Genomic DNA, 21,151 nt, shown 5'->3' with positions numbered 1-21,151 from the left:
TATGTAAAGAGGCTATCTTACTAATATTTAATGACATTTGCCATTACCGTTTGTGTTCAGGGGTCGCAATGAGGGCAGTATGGTTGGTTGTTGCACATGTGGCGTCGCCATCTGTTCAACATTCGTACCCGTGATTTCTTATAACTATAACTCACAGAACTACTTAGCGAGGTGCCGTTTGACTTGCTCGTAAGAAGCCAGCCCGAACTGGCCTTAATAAAGGATTACTCATTACCCCATTGATTCAAAAACTCTGCGATCTCATCAATGCGTGCGGGATTGATCCCCGCTTCAGCAGCCATGTCATGCTGAGCTTCTTCGCTGATCTCTTCATTATTCATCAAACGGGTGAGCAGTAACTGGAAGTAGTGAGCCAGTGGCGTGCGTTCAGCTTCTGCGACAGGTTCTGCGCATTCGGTCGCGTACTCATCGGCAATATCAAAATATTTTAGTGGGATATCGTGGTTCATTATCTGCCCTGGGGTTAATGCGTTAAGCACAGGGGCGGATGATAGCACTCGTGATCCGGGTCATACATCTTTTTATGGATAATGGCGCTGCGTATTGCCAACAGGCAGGGCAATACGCAGCGCATCCAACACATTACGTCTCGCTCACTGGTGTTCTGTCACCTTCATACAACGGCACTTTGCGATAGCGGCGGATCAGATACCACAAATATGCGCCGCCTAACGAGGCCCAAACCAGACCGAGCGTCAGTGAAGTTGACTCCAGGTTAACCCACAACACGCCTACCGTCAGCGCGCCAACCAGCGGCATCAGCAAATAGTGAAAGTGATCCTTCCAGCTTTTATTCATTCCTTTACGCCGCCAGAAATGATTAAACACCGACAAATTGACGAAGGTAAATGCCACCAACGCGCCGAAGTTAATCAATGCTGTAGCGGTGACTAAATCAAAGAACAGCGCCGACAACGCGACAATCCCGACCATAATGACGTTCAGCGCCGGGGTGCGCCATTTCGGGTGCACATAGCCAAACACGCGCTCCGGAAACACATTGTCACGCCCCATCACATACAGCAGACGCGACACGCTGGCATGTGAAGCCAGGCCAGACGCTAATGTGTTCACAAACGTGGTGCAGAGGAAAATCGACTGGAACAGCTTGCCGCCGACGTACAGTGCAATCTCCGGCAGTGCGGCATCCGGGTCTTTAAAGCGGCTGATATCCGGGAAGAACAGTTGCATAAAGAACGATGCGGCAATAAAGATAACGCCGCCGTAGACCGCCGTCAGGAAGATGGCTTTTGGAATAACGCGCGCGGCGTCCGGCGTCTCTTCTGAAAGCGTGGTCACCGCATCAAAACCAAGAAACGAGAAGCACACGATCGTCGCCCCGGTAATAATCGGAATCAGATGCGCGTTCTCACTGATAAACGGCTGTAGCGACCAGACGGTGCCGACACCTTCCCCTTTATGTAGCCCCTGAACCACCAGGAAGATGAACACCACCATGATGGAGATCTGCACCAGTACAAACAGGGTATTGAAGTTAGCGACCAGGTTGACGCTCTTCAGATTCGCGGCGGTTAAAATGGCGACGAAGGTTACCATCCACACCCACGGCGGCACTTCCGGGAAGAGGGCGGAGAGATAGATTTTCGCCAACAAAACGTTGATCATCGGCAAAAAGAGATAATCCAGCAGCGATGACCAGCCGACCATAAAGCCGACGTGCGGGTTAATCGACTTTTGCGCGTAGGTATACGCCGAACCGGCCTCCGGAAACTGGCGAACCAGTTTGCCGTAGCTGATAGCGGTAAACAGCACACCCGCCAGCGCCAGCAAATAGGACGCCGGAACGTGACCGTCGCTAATGCCAGATACAATACCAAAAGTATCAAATACGGTCATCGGCGTGAGATAGGCCAGACCCATCATCACCACCTGCCACAATTTCAGTGATTTTCGCAGACGGGTTTTGCCGGGTTGCGCAGCAATATTCAGTGGTGAATTAATAGCCATAATTGCTGCCTCCCCTGCGTAATAAGGTTTGCGGTCGTGTCGACCTGAAATCAAACCTGTTTAGCAAGGGAAGCAAAGGGGGCGGAGTCCAGTCAGTCGCAGGAGGGGCGCATACGCAGCCTCCCTCGCCATGCGGGGATTTAATCATCGGCATCATCTCATTTCCTCGTCACAGTCTTAATCGTTAACGGAAGCCCGTTGCCGCCTGTGCTCCATAACGCGACATCCGGGAAATGTCTGGATTACCAGCAAATGTCAGGCCTGGCTCCGCTCAGGCCGATGAAACAACCCCGCAAGGGGTATTACGCGTTTTTCAACATCCACTCAATTTCTGTTTCTGTGATGAGGCGCTCAAACTGCAACAGCTCATCATTTTTACAGGCGTGATACACATGACAGAAACGTTCGCCTAAATAGTGGCGCAGGTGATCATTCTCGATAAACTCACCCAGGGCATCGCTCTGGCGAATCGGGAAGGGTAAGCCTTCCTGTTCCAGGCCGTTGCCTTCGACTTCTTCCTGTAACGGCAGCTCGTTATCAAGGCCATGCAAAATACCGGCAAAAATCGCTGCCATCACCAGATATGGGTTGGCATCGGCACCCGCCACGCGATATTCCACGCGGTGGTTATGACGGTCGCCGCACGGAATACGCAGGGCGACGGTACGGTTGTTATGGCCCCACGACGCCTGCGTCGGTACATACATACCTGGCTGGAAGCGGCGATACGAGTTCACGTTTGGTGCCAGCAACGCCATTGATGACGGCATCAGGTCAATCATCCCGGCGAGCATCTTTTTCAGCAGCGGCGAATCTTCGCCTTCCGCGTCAGAAAGCACGTTCTCGCCACGATTATTTTGCATACTGATATGGATATGCATCCCGCTGCCCGCGTGTTCTTCATACGGCTTCGCCATAAAAGTGGCGTGCATCTTATGCTTTTCCGCCATCAAGCGCACCAGGCGTTTAAGGGCTAATGCATCATCGCAGGCTTCCAGCACGTTATCGGTATGGTAAAGGTTGATTTCAAACTGGCCTGGCGAAGCCTCGGCGACCGCACCATCTGCCGGAATCAGCTGTAATTGCGCCAGTTCATCAATATCATTGAGCACATCGGCGAAGTGGTTGAGGTTATCGACAGAGTAGACCTGGCTTTGGGTATTGCGGTCATCGGTGCCTGGCGCACAGGGCGGTTGCAGATACCCTTCGGCGTCGCGCTGGCGATCCAGTAAATAGAACTCCAGCTCTACCGCTACGACCGGGAACAATCCGCGCTGGCGTAGCTGCTGCCACAGGCGGTTGAGTACATTCCTCGGCTCAACGTCAAAGGGAGCGCCATCTTCATCGACCATGGTCAGAAGCATTTGACCAATAAACTCAGGATCGGCGGCAGAAGGGGTTAAAGAACCGAGAATAGGGATACAGGTACGATCTGGCTCGCCCATTTCTTGACCTAGCCCTGCTTCTTCTACCACATTGCCCAGAATATCCATCGCAAACACCGAAGCCGGGAAGTAGCATCCTTTCTCCAGTTTTTTCAGGCTGGAGAAGGGGACGCGTTTTCCACGAAAACAGCCATTCAGATCGGTAAGTAAAACATCAACATATTGCGTATTCGGGTAGCGATCCAGGTAGCGTTTCACTTCCTGCGTGAAGGCGCTACCCCGCCTCTCTTCTGACTGCTGAACAAAGTTTTCTACTTCAACGATATTGGTTTCCATGATTCTTCGCCTTTGGTTTTGTTTTCCACTCGTTATCAGAGCGTAAAATATAATGACCACTCTTCGAATCTGTATGCAAACTAAATGTTTGTCAAATGTTAAATTAAGTTTGCAAAAAAGAAAACTCACTGCTAGATTGAAAAAATATTGAACAGAAGGGTCATTTAAACCGCAGTAATGGCGATAATTTAGTCCACTTTGTGAGATTGAGCATGGAAAATATAATGAACAATCCTGTTATCGGTGTCGTAATGTGCAGGAACAGGCTTAAGGGTCATGAGACCCAGACTCTGCAAGAAAAGTACCTGAATGCCATCATTCACGCAGGTGGTTTGCCGATTGCGCTTCCCCATGCGCTGGCTGAGCCGTCATTACTTGAAGAACTTTTGCCGAAACTTGATGGCATTTATCTTCCTGGTAGCCCCAGCAATGTGCAGCCGCACCTATATGGTGAAAACGGCGATGAGCCTGACGCCGATCCCGGGCGTGATCTTCTGAGCATGGCGTTAATTAACGCTGCACTCGAAAGGCGCATCCCCATTTTCGCCATCTGCCGGGGTTTACAGGAACTGGTGGTGGCAACCGGAGGTTCGTTGCATCGCAAGCTGTGCGAACAGCCTGAATTGCTGGAACATCGGGAAGATCCCGAACTGCCGGTGGAGCAGCAATATGCGCCGTCGCATGAAGTTCAGGTTGAAGAGGGGGGATTACTGTCTGCGCTGTTACCTGAATGTAGCAACTTTTGGGTAAACTCTCTGCATGGACAAGGGGCGAAGGTTGTTAGCCCACGGTTGCGTGTTGAAGCTCGCTCGCCGGATGGCTTAGTTGAGGCGGTGAGCGTCATCAATCATCCTTTTGCGCTGGGCGTACAGTGGCACCCGGAATGGAACAGTAGCGAGTACGCGCTTTCGCGTATATTGTTCGAGGGCTTTATCACCGCTTGTCAGCACCATATCGCTGAAAAACAGCGACTCTGACCACTACAGTTTAAGGAAATGCAAATATGAGTGATGAGGGACTGGCGCCAGGAAAACGCTTGTCGGAAATCCGCCAGCAGCAGGGGCTTTCACAACGTCGTGCCGCCGAACTCTCCGGGCTGACTCACAGTGCTATCAGTACGATAGAACAGGATAAAGTCAGCCCTGCCATCAGTACGCTGCAAAAGCTGCTGAAGGTGTATGGACTGTCACTCTCGGAATTCTTTTCCGAGCCGGAAAAACCTGATGAGCCGCAGGTCGTCATTAATCAGGACGACTTAATTGAAATGGGTAGTCAGGGTGTGTCAATGAAGCTGGTTCATAACGGTAACCCGAATCGCACGTTGGCGATGATCTTTGAAACGTACCAGCCGGGCACAACCACTGGGGAAAGAATTAAGCATCAGGGTGAGGAAATAGGCACTGTACTGGAAGGTGAAATTGTTCTGACCATTAATGGACAGGATTATCACCTCGTCGCGGGGCAAAGTTATGCCATTAATACCGGCATCCCGCACAGTTTCAGCAATACGTCGGCAGGCATTTGCCGAATTATCAGCGCCCATACACCCACCACGTTTTAATCTTTTAGCTCTGTAAGCCGGGTAAGCGCAATGCGCCCGGCAATCTATAAAGAATGTCGCCAGAAATAAACGGGCATACGGCCCGGGGATCTCTGCGCCCTGACGTTCACAAACTGCATATATCTGATAGACGTGAAACAGGAGTCATAATGAATTTTCATCATCTGGCTTACTGGCAGGATAAAGCGTTAAGTCTCGCCATTGAAACCCGCTTATTTATTAACGGTGAATATACCGCTGCGGCGGAAAACGAAACCTTCGAAACCGTTGATCCGGTCACCCAGGCGCCGCTAGCGAATATTGCGCGCGGTAAAAGCGCCGATATCGACCGCGCAGTGAGTGCGGCACGCAGCGTATTTGAACGCGGCGACTGGTCGCTCTCTTCTCCGGCTAAACGCAAAGTGGTACTGAATAAACTCGCCGATTTAATGGAAGCCCACGCGGAAGAACTGGCGCTGCTGGAAACCCTCGACACCGGTAAACCGATTCGTCACAGCCTGCGTGATGATATTCCCGGCGCGGCGCGCGCCATTCGCTGGTACGGCGAAGCTATCGATAAAGTTTACGGCGAAGTGGCGACCACCAGTAGCCATGAGCTGGCGATGATTGTGCGCGAACCGGTCGGCGTAATTGCCGCCATCGTCCCGTGGAACTTCCCGCTGTTGCTGACCTGCTGGAAACTCGGCCCGGCGCTGGCGGCAGGTAACAGCGTTGTCCTGAAGCCGTCTGAAAAATCACCGCTCAGTGCGATTCGCCTTGCGGGGCTGGCGAAAGAAGCAGGTCTGCCGGATGGCGTGCTGAACGTAGTAACTGGTTTTGGTCATGAGGCGGGGCAGGCGCTTTCTCGTCATAACGATATCGATGCCATCGCCTTTACCGGCTCCACGCGTACCGGTAAACAACTGCTGAAAGACGCAGGCGACAGCAACATGAAACGCGTCTGGCTGGAAGCAGGTGGTAAAAGCGCCAACATCGTTTTTGCTGACTGCCCGGATTTGCAACAGGCGGCAAGCGCGACCGCCGCAGGCATCTTCTACAACCAGGGGCAGGTGTGCATCGCCGGAACCCGTTTATTGCTGGAAGAGAGCATCGCCGATGAGTTTTTAGCCCTGTTAAAACAGCAGGCGCAAAACTGGCAGCCGGGGCATCCACTTGATCCTGCAACCACGATGGGCACCTTAATCGACTGCGCTCATGCCGACTCGGTACACACCTTTATTCGTGAAGGCGAAAGCAAAGGGCAACTGCTGCTGGATGGTCGTAACGCTGAACTGACTGCGGCCATCGGCCCGACCATCTTTGTCGACGTAGAGCCCAATGCGTCTCTAAGTCGCGAAGAGATTTTCGGCCCGGTGCTGGTGGTCACGCGTTTCACATCAGAAGACCAGGCGCTACAGCTTGCCAACGACAGCCAGTACGGGCTCGGTGCGGCGGTATGGACGCGCGATCTCTCCCGCGCGCACCGCATGAGCCGTCGCCTGAAAGCTGGTTCCGTCTTCGTCAACAACTACAACGATGGCGATATGACCGTACCGTTTGGCGGTTATAAGCAGAGCGGCAACGGTCGCGACAAATCCCTGCACGCCCTTGAAAAATTCACTGAACTGAAAACCATCTGGATAAGCCTGGAGGCCTGAAATGACCGAACATACCAGTAGTTACTACGCCGCCAGTGCGAATAAATATGCGCCTTTCGACACGCTGAATGAGTCGATTTCCTGCGACGTTTGCGTGGTTGGCGGCGGCTATACCGGGCTTTCCTCCGCGCTGCATCTGGCAGAAGCGGGCTTTGACGTGGTGGTTCTTGAAGCCTCACGCATCGGCTTCGGCGCAAGCGGACGCAATGGCGGGCAGCTTGTGAACTCCTACAGCCGCGACATCGACGTGATCGAAAAAAGCTACGGCATGGACACCGCCCGTATGCTCGGCAGCATGATGTTTGAGGGTGGCGAGATCATCCGCGAACGTATCAAACGTTATCAGATTGACTGCGACTACCGCCCCGGCGGCCTGTTTGTGGCGATGAATGATAAACAGCTCGCGACGCTCGAAGAGCAGAAAGAGAATTGGGAACGCTACGGCAATAAACAGCTGGAGCTGCTGGACGCCAACGCCATTCGCCGTGAAGTAGCCAGCGATCGCTACACCGGCGCGCTGCTGGATCACAGCGGTGGGCATATTCACCCGCTGAACCTCGCCATTGGTGAAGCCGATGCCATCCGCCTGAACGGCGGGCGTGTGTATGAACTTTCTGCGGTCACGCAGATCCAGCACACCACGCCAGCCGTTGTGCGCACTGCCAAAGGCCAGGTGACGGCGAAGTATGTGATTGTCGCCGGGAATGCGTATCTGGGCGATAAAGTAGAGCCGGAACTAGCGAAACGCAGCATGCCGTGCGGCACGCAGGTGATCACCACCGAACGGCTGTCGGAAGATTTAGCCCGTTCGCTGATCCCGAAAAACTACTGTGTGGAAGACTGTAACTATCTTCTTGATTACTACCGCCTGACTGCCGATAACCGCCTGCTGTACGGTGGTGGCGTGGTGTATGGCGCACGTGACCCGGATGACGTTGAGCGCCTGGTGGTGCCGAAACTGCTGAAAACCTTCCCGCAACTGAAGGGCGTCAAAATCGACTACCGCTGGACGGGCAACTTCCTGCTGACCCTGTCGCGCATGCCGCAGTTTGGTCGCCTTGATACCAACATCTATTACATGCAGGGTTACAGCGGCCACGGCGTCACCTGTACTCATCTCGCCGGACGTTTGATTGCCGAACTGCTGCGCGGCGACGCCGAACGTTTCGATGCCTTCGCCAATCTACCGCATTACCCGTTCCCCGGCGGGCGCACGCTGCGCGTGCCATTTACCGCGATGGGCGCGGCTTATTACAGCCTGCGCGATCGTCTGGGCGTTTAATTTCCGATTAACCGTGAAGAGTCAAAAGGTGTGAAACATGAGCAACAATGAATTCCATCAGCGTCGTCTTTCTGCTACCCCACGCGGAGTTGGCGTGATGTGTAACTTCTTCGCCCAGTCGGCAGAAAACGCCACGCTGAAGGATGTAGAGGGCAACGAGTACATCGATTTTGCCGCAGGCATTGCGGTGCTGAACACCGGGCATCGCCACCCTGAACTGGTCGCGGCAGTGGAACAGCAGTTGCAGCAGTTCACCCATACGGCGTACCAGATCGTGCCATACGAAAGCTATGTCACCCTGGCGGAGAAAATTAACGCCCTTGCCCCGGTGAGCGGGCAGGCCAAAACCGCGTTCTTCACCACCGGTGCGGAAGCGGTGGAAAACGCGGTGAAAATCGCCCGCGCCCATACCGGACGCCCTGGCGTGATTGCGTTTAGCGGCGGCTTCCACGGTCGCACGTATATGACTATGGCGCTGACCGGCAAAGTCGCACCGTACAAAATTGGCTTCGGCCCGTTCCCCGGTTCGGTTTATCACGTGCCGTATCCGTCAGATTTACAGGGCATTTCGACGCAAGATTCTCTCGCCGCCATCGAGCGTTTGTTTAAATCAGACATCGAAGCGAAGCAGGTTGCCGCCATTATTTTCGAACCGGTACAGGGCGAGGGCGGTTTTAACGTGGCGCCAAAAGAGCTGGTTTCTGCGATTCGCCGTCTGTGCGACGAGCACGGTATTGTGATGATTGCTGATGAAGTGCAAAGCGGTTTTGCGCGTACCGGTAAACTGTTTGCCATGGATCACTACGCCGATAAGCCGGATTTAATGACGATGGCGAAAAGCCTCGCGGGCGGGATGCCGCTTTCGGGCGTGGTCGGTAATGCCAACATTATGGATGCGCCTGCACCGGGTGGGCTTGGCGGCACCTACGCCGGGAACCCGCTGGCAGTTGCCGCCGCGCACGCAGTGCTCAACATTATCGACAAAGAATCCCTTTGCGACCGTGCGAATCAACTCGGTCAGCGCCTGACGCAAACGCTGATTGAGGCCAAAGAAAGCATTCCGGCCATTGCTGCGGTACGCGGTCTGGGGTCGATGATTGCGGCAGAATTTAACGACCCGCAAACGGGCGAGCCGTCAGCCGCCATTGCGCAGAAAATTCAGCAACGCGCGCTGGCGCAGGGGCTGTTACTGTTGACCTGTGGCGCATACGGCAACGTGATTCGTTTCCTGTATCCGCTGACCATCCCGGATGCGCAGTTCGATGCGGCAATGAAAATTTTGCAGGATGCGCTGAGAGATTAATAGCCCAACGCAATAATGCCTGATGCGCTGCGCTTATCAGGCCTACAAACGGCGTATTGATTTTGTAGGCTTGATCGCCTCATCCGGCAAGCCACATTGCCCAACTCCACTAAATCTGGTGCTTTTTAAGCAATGCGCGGAATTGATGATAGGTTAACCCCAGTAATTCAGCCGCGCGCTTCTGGTTATATTTCCCCTGTTGCAAACTGAGTTGCAGCAACTCTTTTTCCTGCTGCATCTGAAACTCACGTAAATCCAGCGGCAGTGCCGGAAGCGAGGTGGTTTCTGAAACGGCGATAGTGTCTTCAGGTGGACGCCGTTTAAAGGGATCAATAATGATCTCATCAAGCGGATAATCGCTGGTGCCGTGGCGATACACCGAACGTTCCACCACGTTTTTCAATTCACGGATATTTCCTGGCCAGCGATAGTTCAGCAACGTTTCTCTGGCACGCTCCGTAAAACCAGGAAACAGAGGCAGTTTTATTTCCCGACACATCTGGATGGCGAAGTGCTCCGCCATCAGCATAATGTCGCTTTCACGCTCGCGTAGTGGCGGCAGTTGCACCACGTCGAAAGCCAGGCGGTCGAGCAGGTCGGCGCGAAAAGTACCTTCATTGACCATCGCCGGAAGATCGGCATTCGTCGCGCATACCAACCGCACATTCACCTGCAATGGCTGGCTGCCGCCAACGCGCTCCAGTTCACCGTACTCAATCACACGCAATAATTTTTCCTGCACCATCATCGGTGCTGTAGCGAGTTCATCAAGAAATAGCGTACCGCCGTCGGCACGTTCAAATCGTCCCGGATGGCGTTTTTGCGCTCCGGTAAACGCACCGGCTTCGTGACCAAACAGTTCGGAATCCAGCAGATTTTCATTTAACGCTGCGCAGTTAAGGGAAATAAACGGCCCTTGCCAGCGGGAGGAGAGATAATGCAAACGGCTGGCGATCAGCTCTTTACCGGTGCCGCGCTCGCCAATAATCAAAACCGGTTTGTCCAGCGGCGCGAGATGCGAAACCTGTTCCAGCACTTCAAGAAAGCTGTTCGCCTCACCGAGTAAGTTATCTTTGTATTCTGCCATGATGAAATTCGCCACTTGTTAGTGTAATTCGCTAATTCATCCTGGCATGTTGCTGTTGATTCTTCAATCAGATCTTTATAAATCAAAAAGATAAAAAATTGGCACGCAAATTGTATTAACAGTTCAGCAGGACAATCCTGAACGAAGAAATCAAGAGGACAACATTATGGGTATTTTTTCTCGCTTTGCCGACATCGTGAACGCCAACATCAACGCCCTGTTAGAGAAAGCGGAAGATCCGCAGAAACTGGTGCGTCTGATGATCCAGGAAATGGAAGATACATTAGTTGAAGTGCGTTCTACCTCGGCGCGTGCACTGGCGGAAAAGAAACAGCTGACTCGCCGTATTGAACAAGCGTCGGCGCGTGAAGTTGAGTGGCAGGAAAAAGCCGAACTGGCGCTGCTGAAAGAGAGAGAAGATCTGGCGCGTGCGGCGTTAATTGAAAAACAGAAACTGACCGATCTGATTAAGAGCCTGGAACACGAAGTGACGCTGGTGGACGATACGCTGGAGCGTATGAAGAAAGAGATTGGTGAGCTGGAAAACAAATTGAGCGAAACACGTGCTCGCCAGCAGGCATTGATGTTGCGTCACCAGGCAGCAAACTCGTCGCGTGATGTGCGTCGTCAACTGGACAGTGGCAAACTGGATGAAGCAATGGCGCGTTTCGAATCTTTCGAGCGTCGTATCGACCAGATGGAAGCGGAAGCAGAAAGCCACAGCTTCGGCAAACAAAAATCGCTGGACGATCAGTTTGCCGAACTGAAAGCCGATGATGCAATCAGTGAGCAACTGGCACAATTAAAAGCCAAAATGAAGCAAGACAATCAATAATAACATCCAGGCGGCGTCCGAACGCGCCGCCGCTCATCGTCTAAGGAGTACTTATGAGCGCGCTATTTCTGGCTATTCCGTTAACCATTTTTGTGCTGTTTGTTTTACCGATCTGGTTATGGCTGCATTACAGCAACCGATCCAGTCGCGGTGAATTGTCGCAAAGCGAACAGCAGCGATTAGTGCAACTGGCTGATGAAGCAAAACGGATGCGCGAACGCATTCAGGCGCTGGAATCCATTCTTGATGCAGAACATCCGAACTGGAGGGATCGCTAATGGCGGGTATTAATCTCAATAAAAAATTATGGCGTATTCCACAGCAGGGCATGGTGCGCGGCGTCTGCGCGGGGATTGCTAATTATTTTGATGTACCGGTAAAACTGGTGCGTATCCTCGTGGTGCTGTCGATTTTCTTCGGCCTGGCGCTATTTACCCTGGTTGCTTACATCATTTTGTCATTTGCTCTTGACCCGATGCCGGACAACATGGCGTATGGTGAACAACAACCTTCCAGCAGCGAATTGCTGGATGAAGTCGATCGTGAACTGGCTGCCAGTGAAACGCGTTTACGCGAGATGGAACGTTATGTCACTTCCGATACCTTCACGCTGCGTAGCCGTTTCCGTCAATTGTGAGGAAAGTTATGAATACTCGCTGGCAACAAGCTGGGCAAAAGGTGAAGCCTGGTTTCAAATTAGCAGGCAAGCTGGTTCTTCTCACCGCTCTGCGCTACGGCCCGGCGGGTGTGGCGGGTTGGGCGATAAAATCTGTTGCTCGCCGACCACTGAAAATGTTGTTGGCTGTGGCGCTGGAACCGCTGTTAAGTCGGGCTGCCAATAAACTGGCGCAGCGTTATAAAAGGTGAGGGGAGTTTCGCAAAAATTGTTAAATCTCAGGCGTATAATGGATGGCAATTTTCATCCATAGAAGGACGCTTACATGTTTAAAAAAGGCTTACTTGCGCTGACGCTGGCGTTTTCACTGCCTGTTTTTGCTGCTGAACACTGGATCGATGTTCGTGTTCCAGAACAGTATCAGCAAGAACACGTTCAGGGAGCCATCAATATTCCCCTGAAGGAAGTGAAAGAGCGCATTGCCACCGCCGTTCCGGATAAAAACGACACCGTGAAAGTGTATTGCAACGCCGGACGCCAGTCCGGGCAGGCAAAAGAGATCCTCAACGAAATGGGATATACCCACGTTGAGAACGCCGGTGGTCTTAAAGACATTGCGATGCCGAAGGTCAAAGGTTAACAAATTACTTATTGAGCGGTGTAAATAACGCCGCTTATTCATTTGATAAATCAAAATTAACCCACATTATTATCTCCAGCATCTCATCCTTTCTACAGCTTTCTGGCACAGGACAGCAATGAAGCGACTCAAAAATGAACTTAACGCGCTGGTGAATCGTGGCGTCGACAGGCACCTGCGACTGGCGGTAACCGGACTTAGCCGTAGTGGCAAAACGGCGTTTATCACCGCGATGGTCAATCAGTTGCTCAATATTCATGCAGGAGCACGCTTGCCGCTGTTAAGCGCGGTGCGTGAAGAGCGCCTGCTGGGTGTGAAGCGTATTCCACAGCGCGATTTTGGCATTCCGCGTTTTACTTACGACGAAGGGTTAGTGCAGCTGTACGGCGACCCTCCCGCCTGGCCGACGCCAACGCGCGGCGTCAGCGAAATCCGCCTGGCATTGCGTTATAAATCGAATGATTCGCTACTGCGTCACTTCAAAGACACCTCCACGCTGTATCTGGAGATTGTGGATTATCCCGGCGAGTGGCTACTCGATCTACCAATGCTGGCGCAGGACTATTTAAGTTGGTCACGCCAGATGACGGGCTTGCTTAATGGTCAGCGCGGCGAGTGGTCGGCAAAATGGCGGATGATGTGCGAAGGACTTGATCCGTTAGCGCCTGCCGACGAAAACCGTCTTGCAGATATCGCCGCCGCGTGGACCGATTATCTCCACCACTGCAAACAGCAGGGGCTGCACTTTATTCAGCCTGGGCGCTTTGTTCTACCGGGGGATATGGCAGGCGCACCCGCGCTGCAATTCTTCCCGTGGCCGGATGTCGATGCCTGGGGCGAATCGAAACTGGCACAAGCAGATAAGCATACCAACGCCGGAATGCTGCGCGAGCGGTTTAATTATTACTGCGAGAAAGTGGTGAAGGGGTTCTATAAAAACCACTTTTTGCGTTTTGACCGCCAGATTGTGCTGGTGGATTGCCTGCAACCGCTCAACAGTGGACCGCAGGCATTTAATGACATGCGTCTGGCGCTGACGCAGTTGATGCAAAGTTTCCACTACGGGCAACGTACGCTTTTCCGCCGCTTGTTCTCGCCAGTTATCGACAAATTGCTGTTTGCCGCGACGAAAGCGGATCATGTGACCATCGATCAGCACGCCAATATGGTTTCATTACTGCAACAACTGATTCAGGATGCCTGGCAAAATGCGGCGTTTGAAGGGATCAGCATGGATTGTCTGGGGCTGGCCTCCGTACAGGCGACCACCAGCGGCATTATCGACGTCAACGGCGAGAAAATCCCGGCTCTGCGCGGTAATCGACTGAGCGATGGCGCACCGCTCACCGTTTACCCTGGTGAAGTTCCTGCGCGTTTGCCCGGTCAGGCGTTCTGGGATAAGCAAGGCTTCCAGTTTGAAGCGTTTCGCCCGCAGGTGATGGATGTCGATAAACCGCTGCCGCATATTCGCCTTGATGCCGCGCTGGAATTTTTAATAGGAGATAAATTGCGATGACCGAACCGTTAAAACCACGTATTGATTTCGACGGTCCGCTGGAAGTCGATCAGAACCCTAAATTTAAGGCGCAGCAGACCTTTGATGAAAATCAGGCGCAAAATTTTGCCCCGGCAACGCTCGACGATGTGCCGGAAGAAGAGGGGCAAGTCGAAGCGGTAATGGATGCGGCGCTGCGTCCGAAACGCAGTCTGTGGCGTAAAATGGTCATGGGTGGGGTGGCGCTGTTTGGCGCGAGCGTTGTTGGCCAGGGCGTGCAGTGGACGATGAATGCCTGGCAAACTCAGGATTGGGTAGCACTGGGCGGTTGTGCCGCTGGGGCATTGATTATCGGGGCTGGCGTTGGCTCAGTGGTAACAGAGTGGCGACGCTTATGGCGCTTGCGCCAGCGTGCGCACGAACGCGATGAAGCGCGCGATTTGTTGCATAGTCACGGCACTGGCAAAGGGCGCGCATTTTGCGAGAAACTGGCGCAGCAGGCCGGTATTGATCAGTCGCATCCGGCGCTGCAACGCTGGTATGCCTCAATCCATGAAACGCAGAACGATCGTGAAGTCGTCAGTCTGTACGCACATCTGGTTCAGCCAGTGCTGGATGCGCAGGCGCGCAGAGAAATCAGCCGTTCGGCGGCAGAATCTACCCTGATGATTGCCGTAAGCCCGTTGGCACTGGTGGATATGGCGTTTATTGCCTGGCGTAATCTGCGGTTGATTAATCGTATTGCTACGCTCTATGGCATTGAACTGGGTTATTACAGCCGTTTGCGCCTGTTCAAACTGGTATTGCTGAATATCGCTTTTGCCGGTGCTAGCGAGCTGGTGCGTGAAGTGGGGATGGACTGGATGTCACAAGATCTCGCTGCTCGTTTGTCAACGCGTGCTGCCCAGGGGATTGGCGCCGGACTCCTGACCGCGCGACTGGGAATTAAAGCTATGGAACTTTGCCGTCCGCTGCCGTGGATCGACGATGACAAACCTCGCCTGGGGGATTTTCGTCGCCAGCTTATCGGTCAGGTAAAGGAGACGCTGCAAAAGGGCAAAACGACCAGCGAATAATAACGCAATATCGGGTGCTGATCGGATATCTTTACGCCGAAGTGCCCGATTATCCGTCGTTGTGTCAATCTTTGTTGACAGAAATCTTCCTGCCACTCGAATAGTGTCATATCATCATATTAATTGTTCTTTTCTCAGGTGAAGGTTCCCATGCGTCTGGAAGTCTTTTGTGAAGACCGACTCGGTCTGACCCGCGAATTACTCGATCTACTGGTTCTAAGAGGCATCGATTTACGCGGTATTGAGATTGACCCAATCGGGCGGATTTACCTCAATTTTGCCGAACTGGATTTTGACAGTTTCAGCAGCCTGATGGCGGAAATTCGCCGTATTGCAGGTGTTACCGATGTGCGCACTGTGTCATGGATGCCTTCCGAGCGCGAACATCTGGCGTTGAGCGCATTGCTTGAGGCGTTGCCTGAACCCGTGCTTTCGGTCGATATGAAAAGCAAAGTGGATATGGCGAATCCGGCGAGCTGTCAGCTATTTGGTCAAAAACTTGATCGTTTACGCAATCATACCGCTGCGCAATTGATTAACGGATTTAATTTTTTACGCTGGCTGGAGAGTGACCCGCAGGATTCGCATAACGAACATGTGGTGATTAACGGGCAAAATTTCTTGATGGAGATAACGCCGGTTTATTTGCAGGATGAACACGACCAACACGTCCTGACCGGTGCGGTAGTGATGCTGCGCTCGACGATTCGTATGGGGCGTCAGTTGCAAAATGTGGCTGCGCAGGATGTCAGCGCCTTTAGTCAGATTGTCGCCGTTAGCCCGAAAATGAAACACGTTGTCGAGCAGGCTCAGAAACTGGCGATGTTAAGCGCGCCACTGCTGATTACGGGTGACACGGGTACTGGTAAAGATCTCTTTGCTTACGCCTGTCATCAGGCCAGCCCTCGCGCCGGTAAACCTTACCTGGCGCTGAACTGCGCGTCTATACCGGAAGATGCCGTTGAGAGCGAACTGTTTGGACATGCCCCGGAAGGGAAGAAAGGGTTCTTTGAGCAGGCGAACGGCGGTTCAGTGCTGCTGGATGAGATTGGTGAGATGTCGCCGCGAATGCAGGCTAAATTGCTGCGTTTCCTTAATGATGGCACTTTCCGTCGGGTTGGCGAAGATCACGAGGTGCATGTCGATGTGCGGGTGATTTGCGCGACGCAAAAGAATCTGGTTGAGTTGGTGCAAAAAGGCGTATTTCGGGAAGATCTCTATTATCGCCTGAATGTGTTGACGCTGAATCTGCCACCGCTGCGAGACTGTCCGCAGGATATCATGCCGTTAACCGAATTGTTCGTCGCCCGCTTTGCTGACGAGCAGGGAGTACCCCGGCCGAAATTGGCTGCCGATCTGAATACCGTGCTGACACGTTATGGCTGGCCGGGTAACGTGAGGCAGTTGAAAAATGCTGTCTATCGCGCACTCACCCAACTGGACGGCTACGAACTGCGTCCACAAGACATTTTGCTGCCAGATTATGACGCGACAACCGTTGCCGTGGGCGAAGATGCGATGGAAGGTTCGCTGGATGAAATCACCAGTCGATTTGAGCGTTCGGTGTTAACCCAGCTTTATCGCAATTATCCCAGCACGCGCAAACTGGCAAAACGTCTGGGCGTTTCACATACCGCGATTGCCAACAAATTGCGTGAATACGGCCTGAGCCAGAAAAAGAGCGAAGAGTAAACACGTAAAATGCCTGATGGCGCAATACCATCAGGCATAATAAATTACGCTTTCAGTACCGCCAGAGCTGCTTCGTAATCTGGCTCAGTGGTGATTTCATTCACCAGCTGGCTGAAAATCACATTGTCATTTTCATCAATTACGACAACTGCGCGCGCAGCCAGACCTTTCAGTGGGCCTTCAGCGATCTCAACGCCGTAAGCTTGCAGAAATTCGCTATTACGGAAAGTGGAAAGGGTGATGACGTTGTTAAGACCTTCCGCACCGCAGAAACGAGACTGGGCGAACGGCAGATCGGCGGAAATACACAGTACAACGGTGTTGTCGATTTCTGTCGCCAGTTGGTTAAACTTACGTACTGATGCGGCGCAAACACCGGTATCAATACTTGGGAAAATGTTCAGCACTTTGCGTTTACCTGCAAACTGCGTGAGGGTGACGTCAGACAGATCTTTTGCCACGAGAGTAAAAGTCTGCGCTTTGCTACCCACTTGCGGGATGGAATTGGCGACTGTAACCGGGTTGCCCTGGAAATGAACGATTTGTGACATGATTATCTTTCCTGTTTACATATAGTTAACGTCATACCTAGTTTATGCTAACTGTCAATAACACAGCAATCGCTATTTGCGCTTAATCCGCAGTCCATCGCGGCAACAAGGAGTAAAGATGAGAACCGTAAAGGTATTTGAGGAAGCCTGGCCGTTACATACCCCGTTTGTAATTGCTCGTGGCAGCCGCAGTGAAGCGCGCGTGGTGGTTGTTGAACTGGAAGAAGATGGTGTTAAAGGTGCTGGGGAATGCACTCCCTATCCGCGCTATGGTGAAAGTGACGCTTCAGTAATGGCGCAAATTATGAGTGTTGTGCCGCAACTGGAAAAAGGGCTGACACGTGAAGAACTGCAAAAAATACTGCCAGCGGGCGCGGCGCGTAATGCGCTGGATTGTGCATTGTGGGATCTCTGTGCACGTAAACAGCAGCAGACGCTGGCTGAATTTATCGGTATAACGCTTCCCGACACCATTACCACTGCACAGACGGTTGTCATCGGTACGCCTGATCAAATGGCCAGCAGTGCTGCGGCACTATGGCAAGCAGGGGCGAAATTGCTGAAAGTGAAACTGGATAACCATCTTATTAGCGAGCGGATGGTGGCAATTCGCTCGGCTGTACCCGATGCGACGTTGATTGTTGATGCGAATGAATCCTGGCGCGCAGAAGGATTGGCAGCGCGATGTCAGTTGCTGGCTGACTTAGGCATCGCGATGCTGGAACAACCGCTTCCCGCACAGGACGATGCGGCGCTGGAGAATTTTATTCATCCGTTACCCATTTGCGCTGATGAAAGTTGTCATACCCGTAGCAATCTGAAGGCGCTGAAAGGGCGCTATGAGATGGTTAATATCAAACTCGATAAAACGGGGGGGCTGACCGAAGCCCTGGCATTGGCGACCGAAGCGCGTGCACAAGGTTTTAGTCTGATGCTGGGCTGCATGTTGTGTACCTCTCGTGCTATTAGCGCCGCTTTACCGCTGGTGCCGCAGGTCAGTTTTGCCGATCTTGATGGGCCGACCTGGCTGGCGGTGGATGTGGAGCCGGCGCTACAGTTTACGACCGGCGAATTGCATCTTTAGGATGCCAGCGCAGTAAATTCGCCATTGCAAAGAGATACTTTTCACTGGCTTCATCGGAGGAGATGGGCGGAAACTCGGCGGTAATACAGTGCAGGTTCAGATCCGCACACCAACTGCCGAAGGAGCCGGGGGTTTCGTATCCGACGCTGGTCACCAGCGGCAATTCAAATGCCTGAGCCAGCCACTCACCTAATTCACTGTGTCGGGGATCTTCAATACAAGCCAGCGGATCGTGAAAAGAGACAATCCAGGCGGGGTGGATACGATGAATGAGCTGGCACAAAGCCTGAGTTTCAGGTTCGGAGCCGGGTTTATCGCCGGTCAGCAAGACCACGTCGCGCTCTTCGGCGGCACTGTTCCAGCGGTACACCGTTTCACCTTCCTTCCAGTTCGCCGCCGGAAAGTTTCTGTTTAGATCCACACCATTGGCATTAGCCCGCAGACCAAGCTGGCAACCGTCAGGATTCACACAGAGGACGACATGATGGCGGCGCAGAGACGGTGTTAACGTGCGTAATGCGCAGGAGAGGGTGACGACGGAAGAATTTTCGTCGCCGTGGGTGCCAGCCAGGATTAAACCACTTTCGCTGCTGGCGGCAGAAGCCGGAAACCAGATCAACGGCGCACCTAATAATGAACGTCCGTAATGTTCGGTTCCTGGCGGAAAAGCGCCCCGTTCGGCGCGCGGGCGGGTCACGGTCATAATCGTCTCGAATATAAGAAGTATTACAGGCAGTGTTGTGCAAATTTTGCGGATTATCAAATCCTTTTCGACAACGATATGTTATCGATCCTTTATCACTTTTTTGCCGGAAGTTATTTGCATTTCTTCAAGGAGAAACAAATAATTACGCATCATTATTAACGCAGGTTTGAGGGTAACTTATGAAGCACTCTGTTTCAGTCACGTGTTGTGCGCTGTTGGTCAGCAGCATTTCCCTGTCGTATGCTGCAGAAGTTCCGAGCGGCACAGTACTGGCAGAGAAGCAGGAGCTGGTGCGCCACATTAAAGATGAGCCTGCGTCGTTAGATCCCGCCAAAGCAGTGGGCCTGCCGGAGATTCAGGTCATTCGCGATTTGTTTGAAGGTCTGGTGAATCAAAACGAGAAAGGGGAGATAGTGCCTGGTGTCGCCACGCAGTGGAAAAGTAATGACAATCGTATCTGGACTTTTACCCTGCGCGATAACGCAAAATGGGCGGATGGCACACCGGTAACGGCGCAAGATTTTGTCTATAGCTGGCAACGTCTGGTGGATCCCAAAACATTGTCGCCATTTGCATGGTTTGCCGCGCTGGCGGGAATCAACAACGCACAAGCGATTATTGATGGTAAAGCCACGCCTGACCAGCTTGGCGTCACCGCAGTTGATGCCCATACTTTGAAAATTCAGCTTGATAAACCATTGCCGTGGTTTGTGAATTTAACCGCTAACTTTGCCTTCTTCCCGGTGCAAAAAGCCAACGTAGAAAGTAGTAAAGAGTGGACGAAACCCGGAAATCTGATCGGCAATGGCGCTTATGTTCTTAAAGAGCGCGTAGTTAATGAAAAACTGGTCGTGGTGCCGAATACCCATTATTGGGATAACGCCAAAACGGTGCTGCAAAAAGTGACCTTCCTGCCAATTAATCAGGAATCCGCAGCCACTAAGCGTTATCTCGCAGGCGATATTGATATCACTGAATCCTTCCCGAAAAATATGTACCAGAAACTGTTGAGGGATATTCCAGGGCAGGTTTACACGCCGCCACAGTTGGGGACGTATTATTATGCATTTAACACGCAAAAAGGGCCGACGGCAGATCAACGAGTGCGTCTGGCATTAAGTATGACGATTGATCGCCGCCTGATGACGGAAAAAGTGCTTGGTACAGGTGAAAAACCAGCATGGCATTTCACGCCAGATGTTACTGCCGGATTTACGCCAGAACCTTCGCCGTTTGAACAAATGAGTCAGGAAGAACTGAATGCCCAAGCGAAAACATTGTTGAGCGCCGCCGGGTATGGTCCACAGAAACCGTTGAAACTTACACTGTTATATAACACTTCGGAAAATCACCAGAAAATTGCTATCGCTGTGGCGTCGATGTGGAAAAAGAATCTTGGCGTAGATGTCAAACTGCAAAATCAGGAATGGAAAACCTATATCGACAGCCGTAATACCGGCAATTTTGATGTTATCCGCGCCTCGTGGGTGGGGGATTATAATGAACCATCAACCTTCCTGACGCTGTTAACGTCAACACACTCAGGAAATATTTCCCGCTTTAACAATCCGGCATACGACAAAGTGCTGGCTCAGGCATCGACTGAAAACACCGTTAAAGCACGCAACGCCGATTACAACACGGCAGAGAAAATCCTCATAGAGCAAGCACCGATTGCGCCAATTTATCAATATACCAATGGACGGCTAATCAAGCCGTGGCTGAAAGGTTATCCCATTAATAACCCGGAAGATGTGGCTTATAGCCGGACTATGTATATTGTAAAACATTGATTATGTTCTCATCTGGCGCAAAAAGTTGCGCCAGATTTTACAACCCCAATAAAATTTCTCTCTTTTTTAAATTTACCCTATAA

The 21,151-nt window shown here is 52.3% G+C and carries 22 protein-coding genes; 15 read left to right on the top strand and 7 right to left on the bottom strand.

Going from position 1 to position 21,151, the window contains the following annotated elements:
* Positions 1-224: 224 nt before the first annotated feature.
* The 4 genes from RGV86_RS02880 to puuA form a co-directional block, all read right to left on the bottom strand.
* Entirely contained in the window at positions 225-470 is a 246-nt protein-coding gene (locus tag RGV86_RS02880) for a YmjA family protein (protein WP_001015108.1), read from the bottom strand.
* 133 nt (positions 471-603) lie between these two features.
* The gene (gene puuP / locus RGV86_RS02875) at positions 604-1,989 is read right to left on the bottom strand and encodes a putrescine/proton symporter PuuP (protein WP_309508418.1); all 1,386 of its coding nucleotides are present in this window, start codon (positions 1,987-1,989) and stop codon (positions 604-606) included.
* Complete coding sequence (locus RGV86_RS02870; RefSeq protein WP_120795382.1) at positions 1,979-2,143, bottom strand: YmjE family protein; 165 nt, start codon at positions 2,141-2,143, stop codon at positions 1,979-1,981. Before RGV86_RS02870 ends, puuP begins: the two co-directional genes overlap by 11 nt.
* 148 nt (positions 2,144-2,291) lie before the next feature.
* A complete protein-coding gene (gene puuA / locus RGV86_RS02865; RefSeq protein ID WP_000449623.1) occupies positions 2,292-3,710 on the bottom strand; it encodes a glutamate-putrescine ligase in 1,419 nt (472 codons plus the stop codon).
* Between the two features lie 212 nt (positions 3,711-3,922).
* Between puuA and puuD the strand changes: the two genes are divergently transcribed.
* The 5 genes from puuD to puuE all read left to right on the top strand — a co-directional run bounded on the left by puuD (position 3,923) and on the right by puuE (position 9,493).
* Positions 3,923-4,687 carry a gamma-glutamyl-gamma-aminobutyrate hydrolase gene (gene puuD / locus RGV86_RS02860; protein WP_010344757.1) on the top strand — a complete coding sequence of 255 codons (765 nt, stop codon included), beginning with the start codon at positions 3,923-3,925 and terminating at the stop codon, positions 4,685-4,687.
* Positions 4,688-4,713: 26 nt separating this feature from the next.
* On the top strand, positions 4,714-5,271 hold the full coding sequence (gene puuR / locus RGV86_RS02855) for an HTH-type transcriptional regulator PuuR (RefSeq protein ID WP_001278727.1): 558 nt from the start codon (positions 4,714-4,716) through the stop codon (positions 5,269-5,271).
* A 149-nt stretch (positions 5,272-5,420) separates the two neighbouring features.
* The gene (puuC, locus tag RGV86_RS02850; protein ID WP_085460751.1) at positions 5,421-6,908 is read left to right on the top strand and encodes an aldehyde dehydrogenase PuuC; all 1,488 of its coding nucleotides are present in this window, start codon (positions 5,421-5,423) and stop codon (positions 6,906-6,908) included.
* Position 6,909: 1 nt separating this feature from the next.
* Positions 6,910-8,190 carry a gamma-glutamylputrescine oxidase gene (puuB, locus tag RGV86_RS02845; RefSeq protein WP_000134843.1) on the top strand — a complete coding sequence of 427 codons (1,281 nt, stop codon included), beginning with the start codon at positions 6,910-6,912 and terminating at the stop codon, positions 8,188-8,190.
* A gap of 37 nt (positions 8,191-8,227) precedes the next feature.
* Positions 8,228-9,493: a 4-aminobutyrate transaminase gene (gene puuE, locus RGV86_RS02840; RefSeq protein ID WP_085460750.1), complete on the top strand. Its 1,266-nt coding sequence runs from the start codon at positions 8,228-8,230 to the stop codon at positions 9,491-9,493.
* Positions 9,494-9,602: 109 nt separating this feature from the next.
* On the opposite strand, the gene pspF is transcribed toward puuE, so the two are convergent.
* Positions 9,603-10,580, bottom strand: a complete 978-nt coding sequence (gene pspF, locus RGV86_RS02835; protein ID WP_085460773.1) for a phage shock protein operon transcriptional activator — start codon at positions 10,578-10,580, stop codon at positions 9,603-9,605.
* 166 nt (positions 10,581-10,746) lie between these two features.
* Between pspF and pspA the strand changes: the two genes are divergently transcribed.
* From pspA to tyrR, 8 genes are all read left to right on the top strand, one after another.
* Complete coding sequence (pspA, locus tag RGV86_RS02830) at positions 10,747-11,415, top strand: phage shock protein PspA (RefSeq protein ID WP_000511032.1); 669 nt, start codon at positions 10,747-10,749, stop codon at positions 11,413-11,415.
* Between the two features lie 53 nt (positions 11,416-11,468).
* Positions 11,469-11,693, top strand: a complete 225-nt coding sequence (pspB, locus tag RGV86_RS02825) for an envelope stress response membrane protein PspB (RefSeq protein WP_085460748.1) — start codon at positions 11,469-11,471, stop codon at positions 11,691-11,693.
* Positions 11,693-12,052, top strand: coding sequence for an envelope stress response membrane protein PspC (gene pspC, locus RGV86_RS02820; RefSeq protein ID WP_000907390.1), 360 nt, complete (start codon positions 11,693-11,695; stop codon positions 12,050-12,052). Before pspB ends, pspC begins: the two co-directional genes overlap by 1 nt.
* Before the next feature lie 8 nt (positions 12,053-12,060).
* Positions 12,061-12,282, top strand: a complete 222-nt coding sequence (gene pspD / locus RGV86_RS02815; protein WP_001295585.1) for a phage shock protein PspD — start codon at positions 12,061-12,063, stop codon at positions 12,280-12,282.
* Between the two features lie 74 nt (positions 12,283-12,356).
* On the top strand, positions 12,357-12,671 hold the full coding sequence (pspE, locus tag RGV86_RS02810; RefSeq protein ID WP_000473117.1) for a thiosulfate sulfurtransferase PspE: 315 nt from the start codon (positions 12,357-12,359) through the stop codon (positions 12,669-12,671).
* A 118-nt stretch (positions 12,672-12,789) separates the two neighbouring features.
* Positions 12,790-14,187, top strand: a complete 1,398-nt coding sequence (locus RGV86_RS02805) for a YcjX family GTP-binding protein (protein ID WP_085460747.1) — start codon at positions 12,790-12,792, stop codon at positions 14,185-14,187.
* Complete coding sequence (locus RGV86_RS02800) at positions 14,184-15,242, top strand: YcjF family protein (RefSeq protein ID WP_000138698.1); 1,059 nt, start codon at positions 14,184-14,186, stop codon at positions 15,240-15,242. The genes RGV86_RS02805 and RGV86_RS02800 overlap by 4 nt, the downstream gene beginning before the upstream one ends.
* A 150-nt stretch (positions 15,243-15,392) precedes the next feature.
* Positions 15,393-16,934, top strand: a complete 1,542-nt coding sequence (gene tyrR, locus RGV86_RS02795) for a transcriptional regulator TyrR (protein ID WP_010344747.1) — start codon at positions 15,393-15,395, stop codon at positions 16,932-16,934.
* 44 nt (positions 16,935-16,978) lie between these two features.
* On the opposite strand, the gene tpx is transcribed toward tyrR, so the two are convergent.
* Complete coding sequence (gene tpx, locus RGV86_RS02790; protein WP_000078460.1) at positions 16,979-17,485, bottom strand: thiol peroxidase; 507 nt, start codon at positions 17,483-17,485, stop codon at positions 16,979-16,981.
* A gap of 118 nt (positions 17,486-17,603) precedes the next feature.
* Between tpx and ycjG the strand changes: the two genes are divergently transcribed.
* Positions 17,604-18,569, top strand: a complete 966-nt coding sequence (ycjG, locus tag RGV86_RS02785; RefSeq protein ID WP_010344733.1) for an L-Ala-D/L-Glu epimerase — start codon at positions 17,604-17,606, stop codon at positions 18,567-18,569.
* Here ycjG and mpaA read toward each other — a convergent pair.
* Entirely contained in the window at positions 18,544-19,272 is a 729-nt protein-coding gene (gene mpaA, locus RGV86_RS02780) for a murein tripeptide amidase MpaA (protein ID WP_010344731.1), read from the bottom strand. The two genes, ycjG and mpaA, sit on opposite strands and share 26 nt — an antisense overlap.
* A 182-nt stretch (positions 19,273-19,454) precedes the next feature.
* Here mpaA and mppA point away from each other — a divergent pair, with 182 nt between their 5' ends.
* Positions 19,455-21,068, top strand: coding sequence for a murein tripeptide ABC transporter substrate-binding protein MppA (mppA, locus tag RGV86_RS02775; protein ID WP_105290187.1), 1,614 nt, complete (start codon positions 19,455-19,457; stop codon positions 21,066-21,068).
* Positions 21,069-21,151 lie beyond the last annotated feature (83 nt).

This window comes from Escherichia ruysiae (assembly GCF_031323975.1).
GTDB lineage: Bacteria > Pseudomonadota > Gammaproteobacteria > Enterobacterales > Enterobacteriaceae > Escherichia > Escherichia ruysiae.
This window is presented reverse-complemented; position numbering and strand designations above follow the sequence as displayed.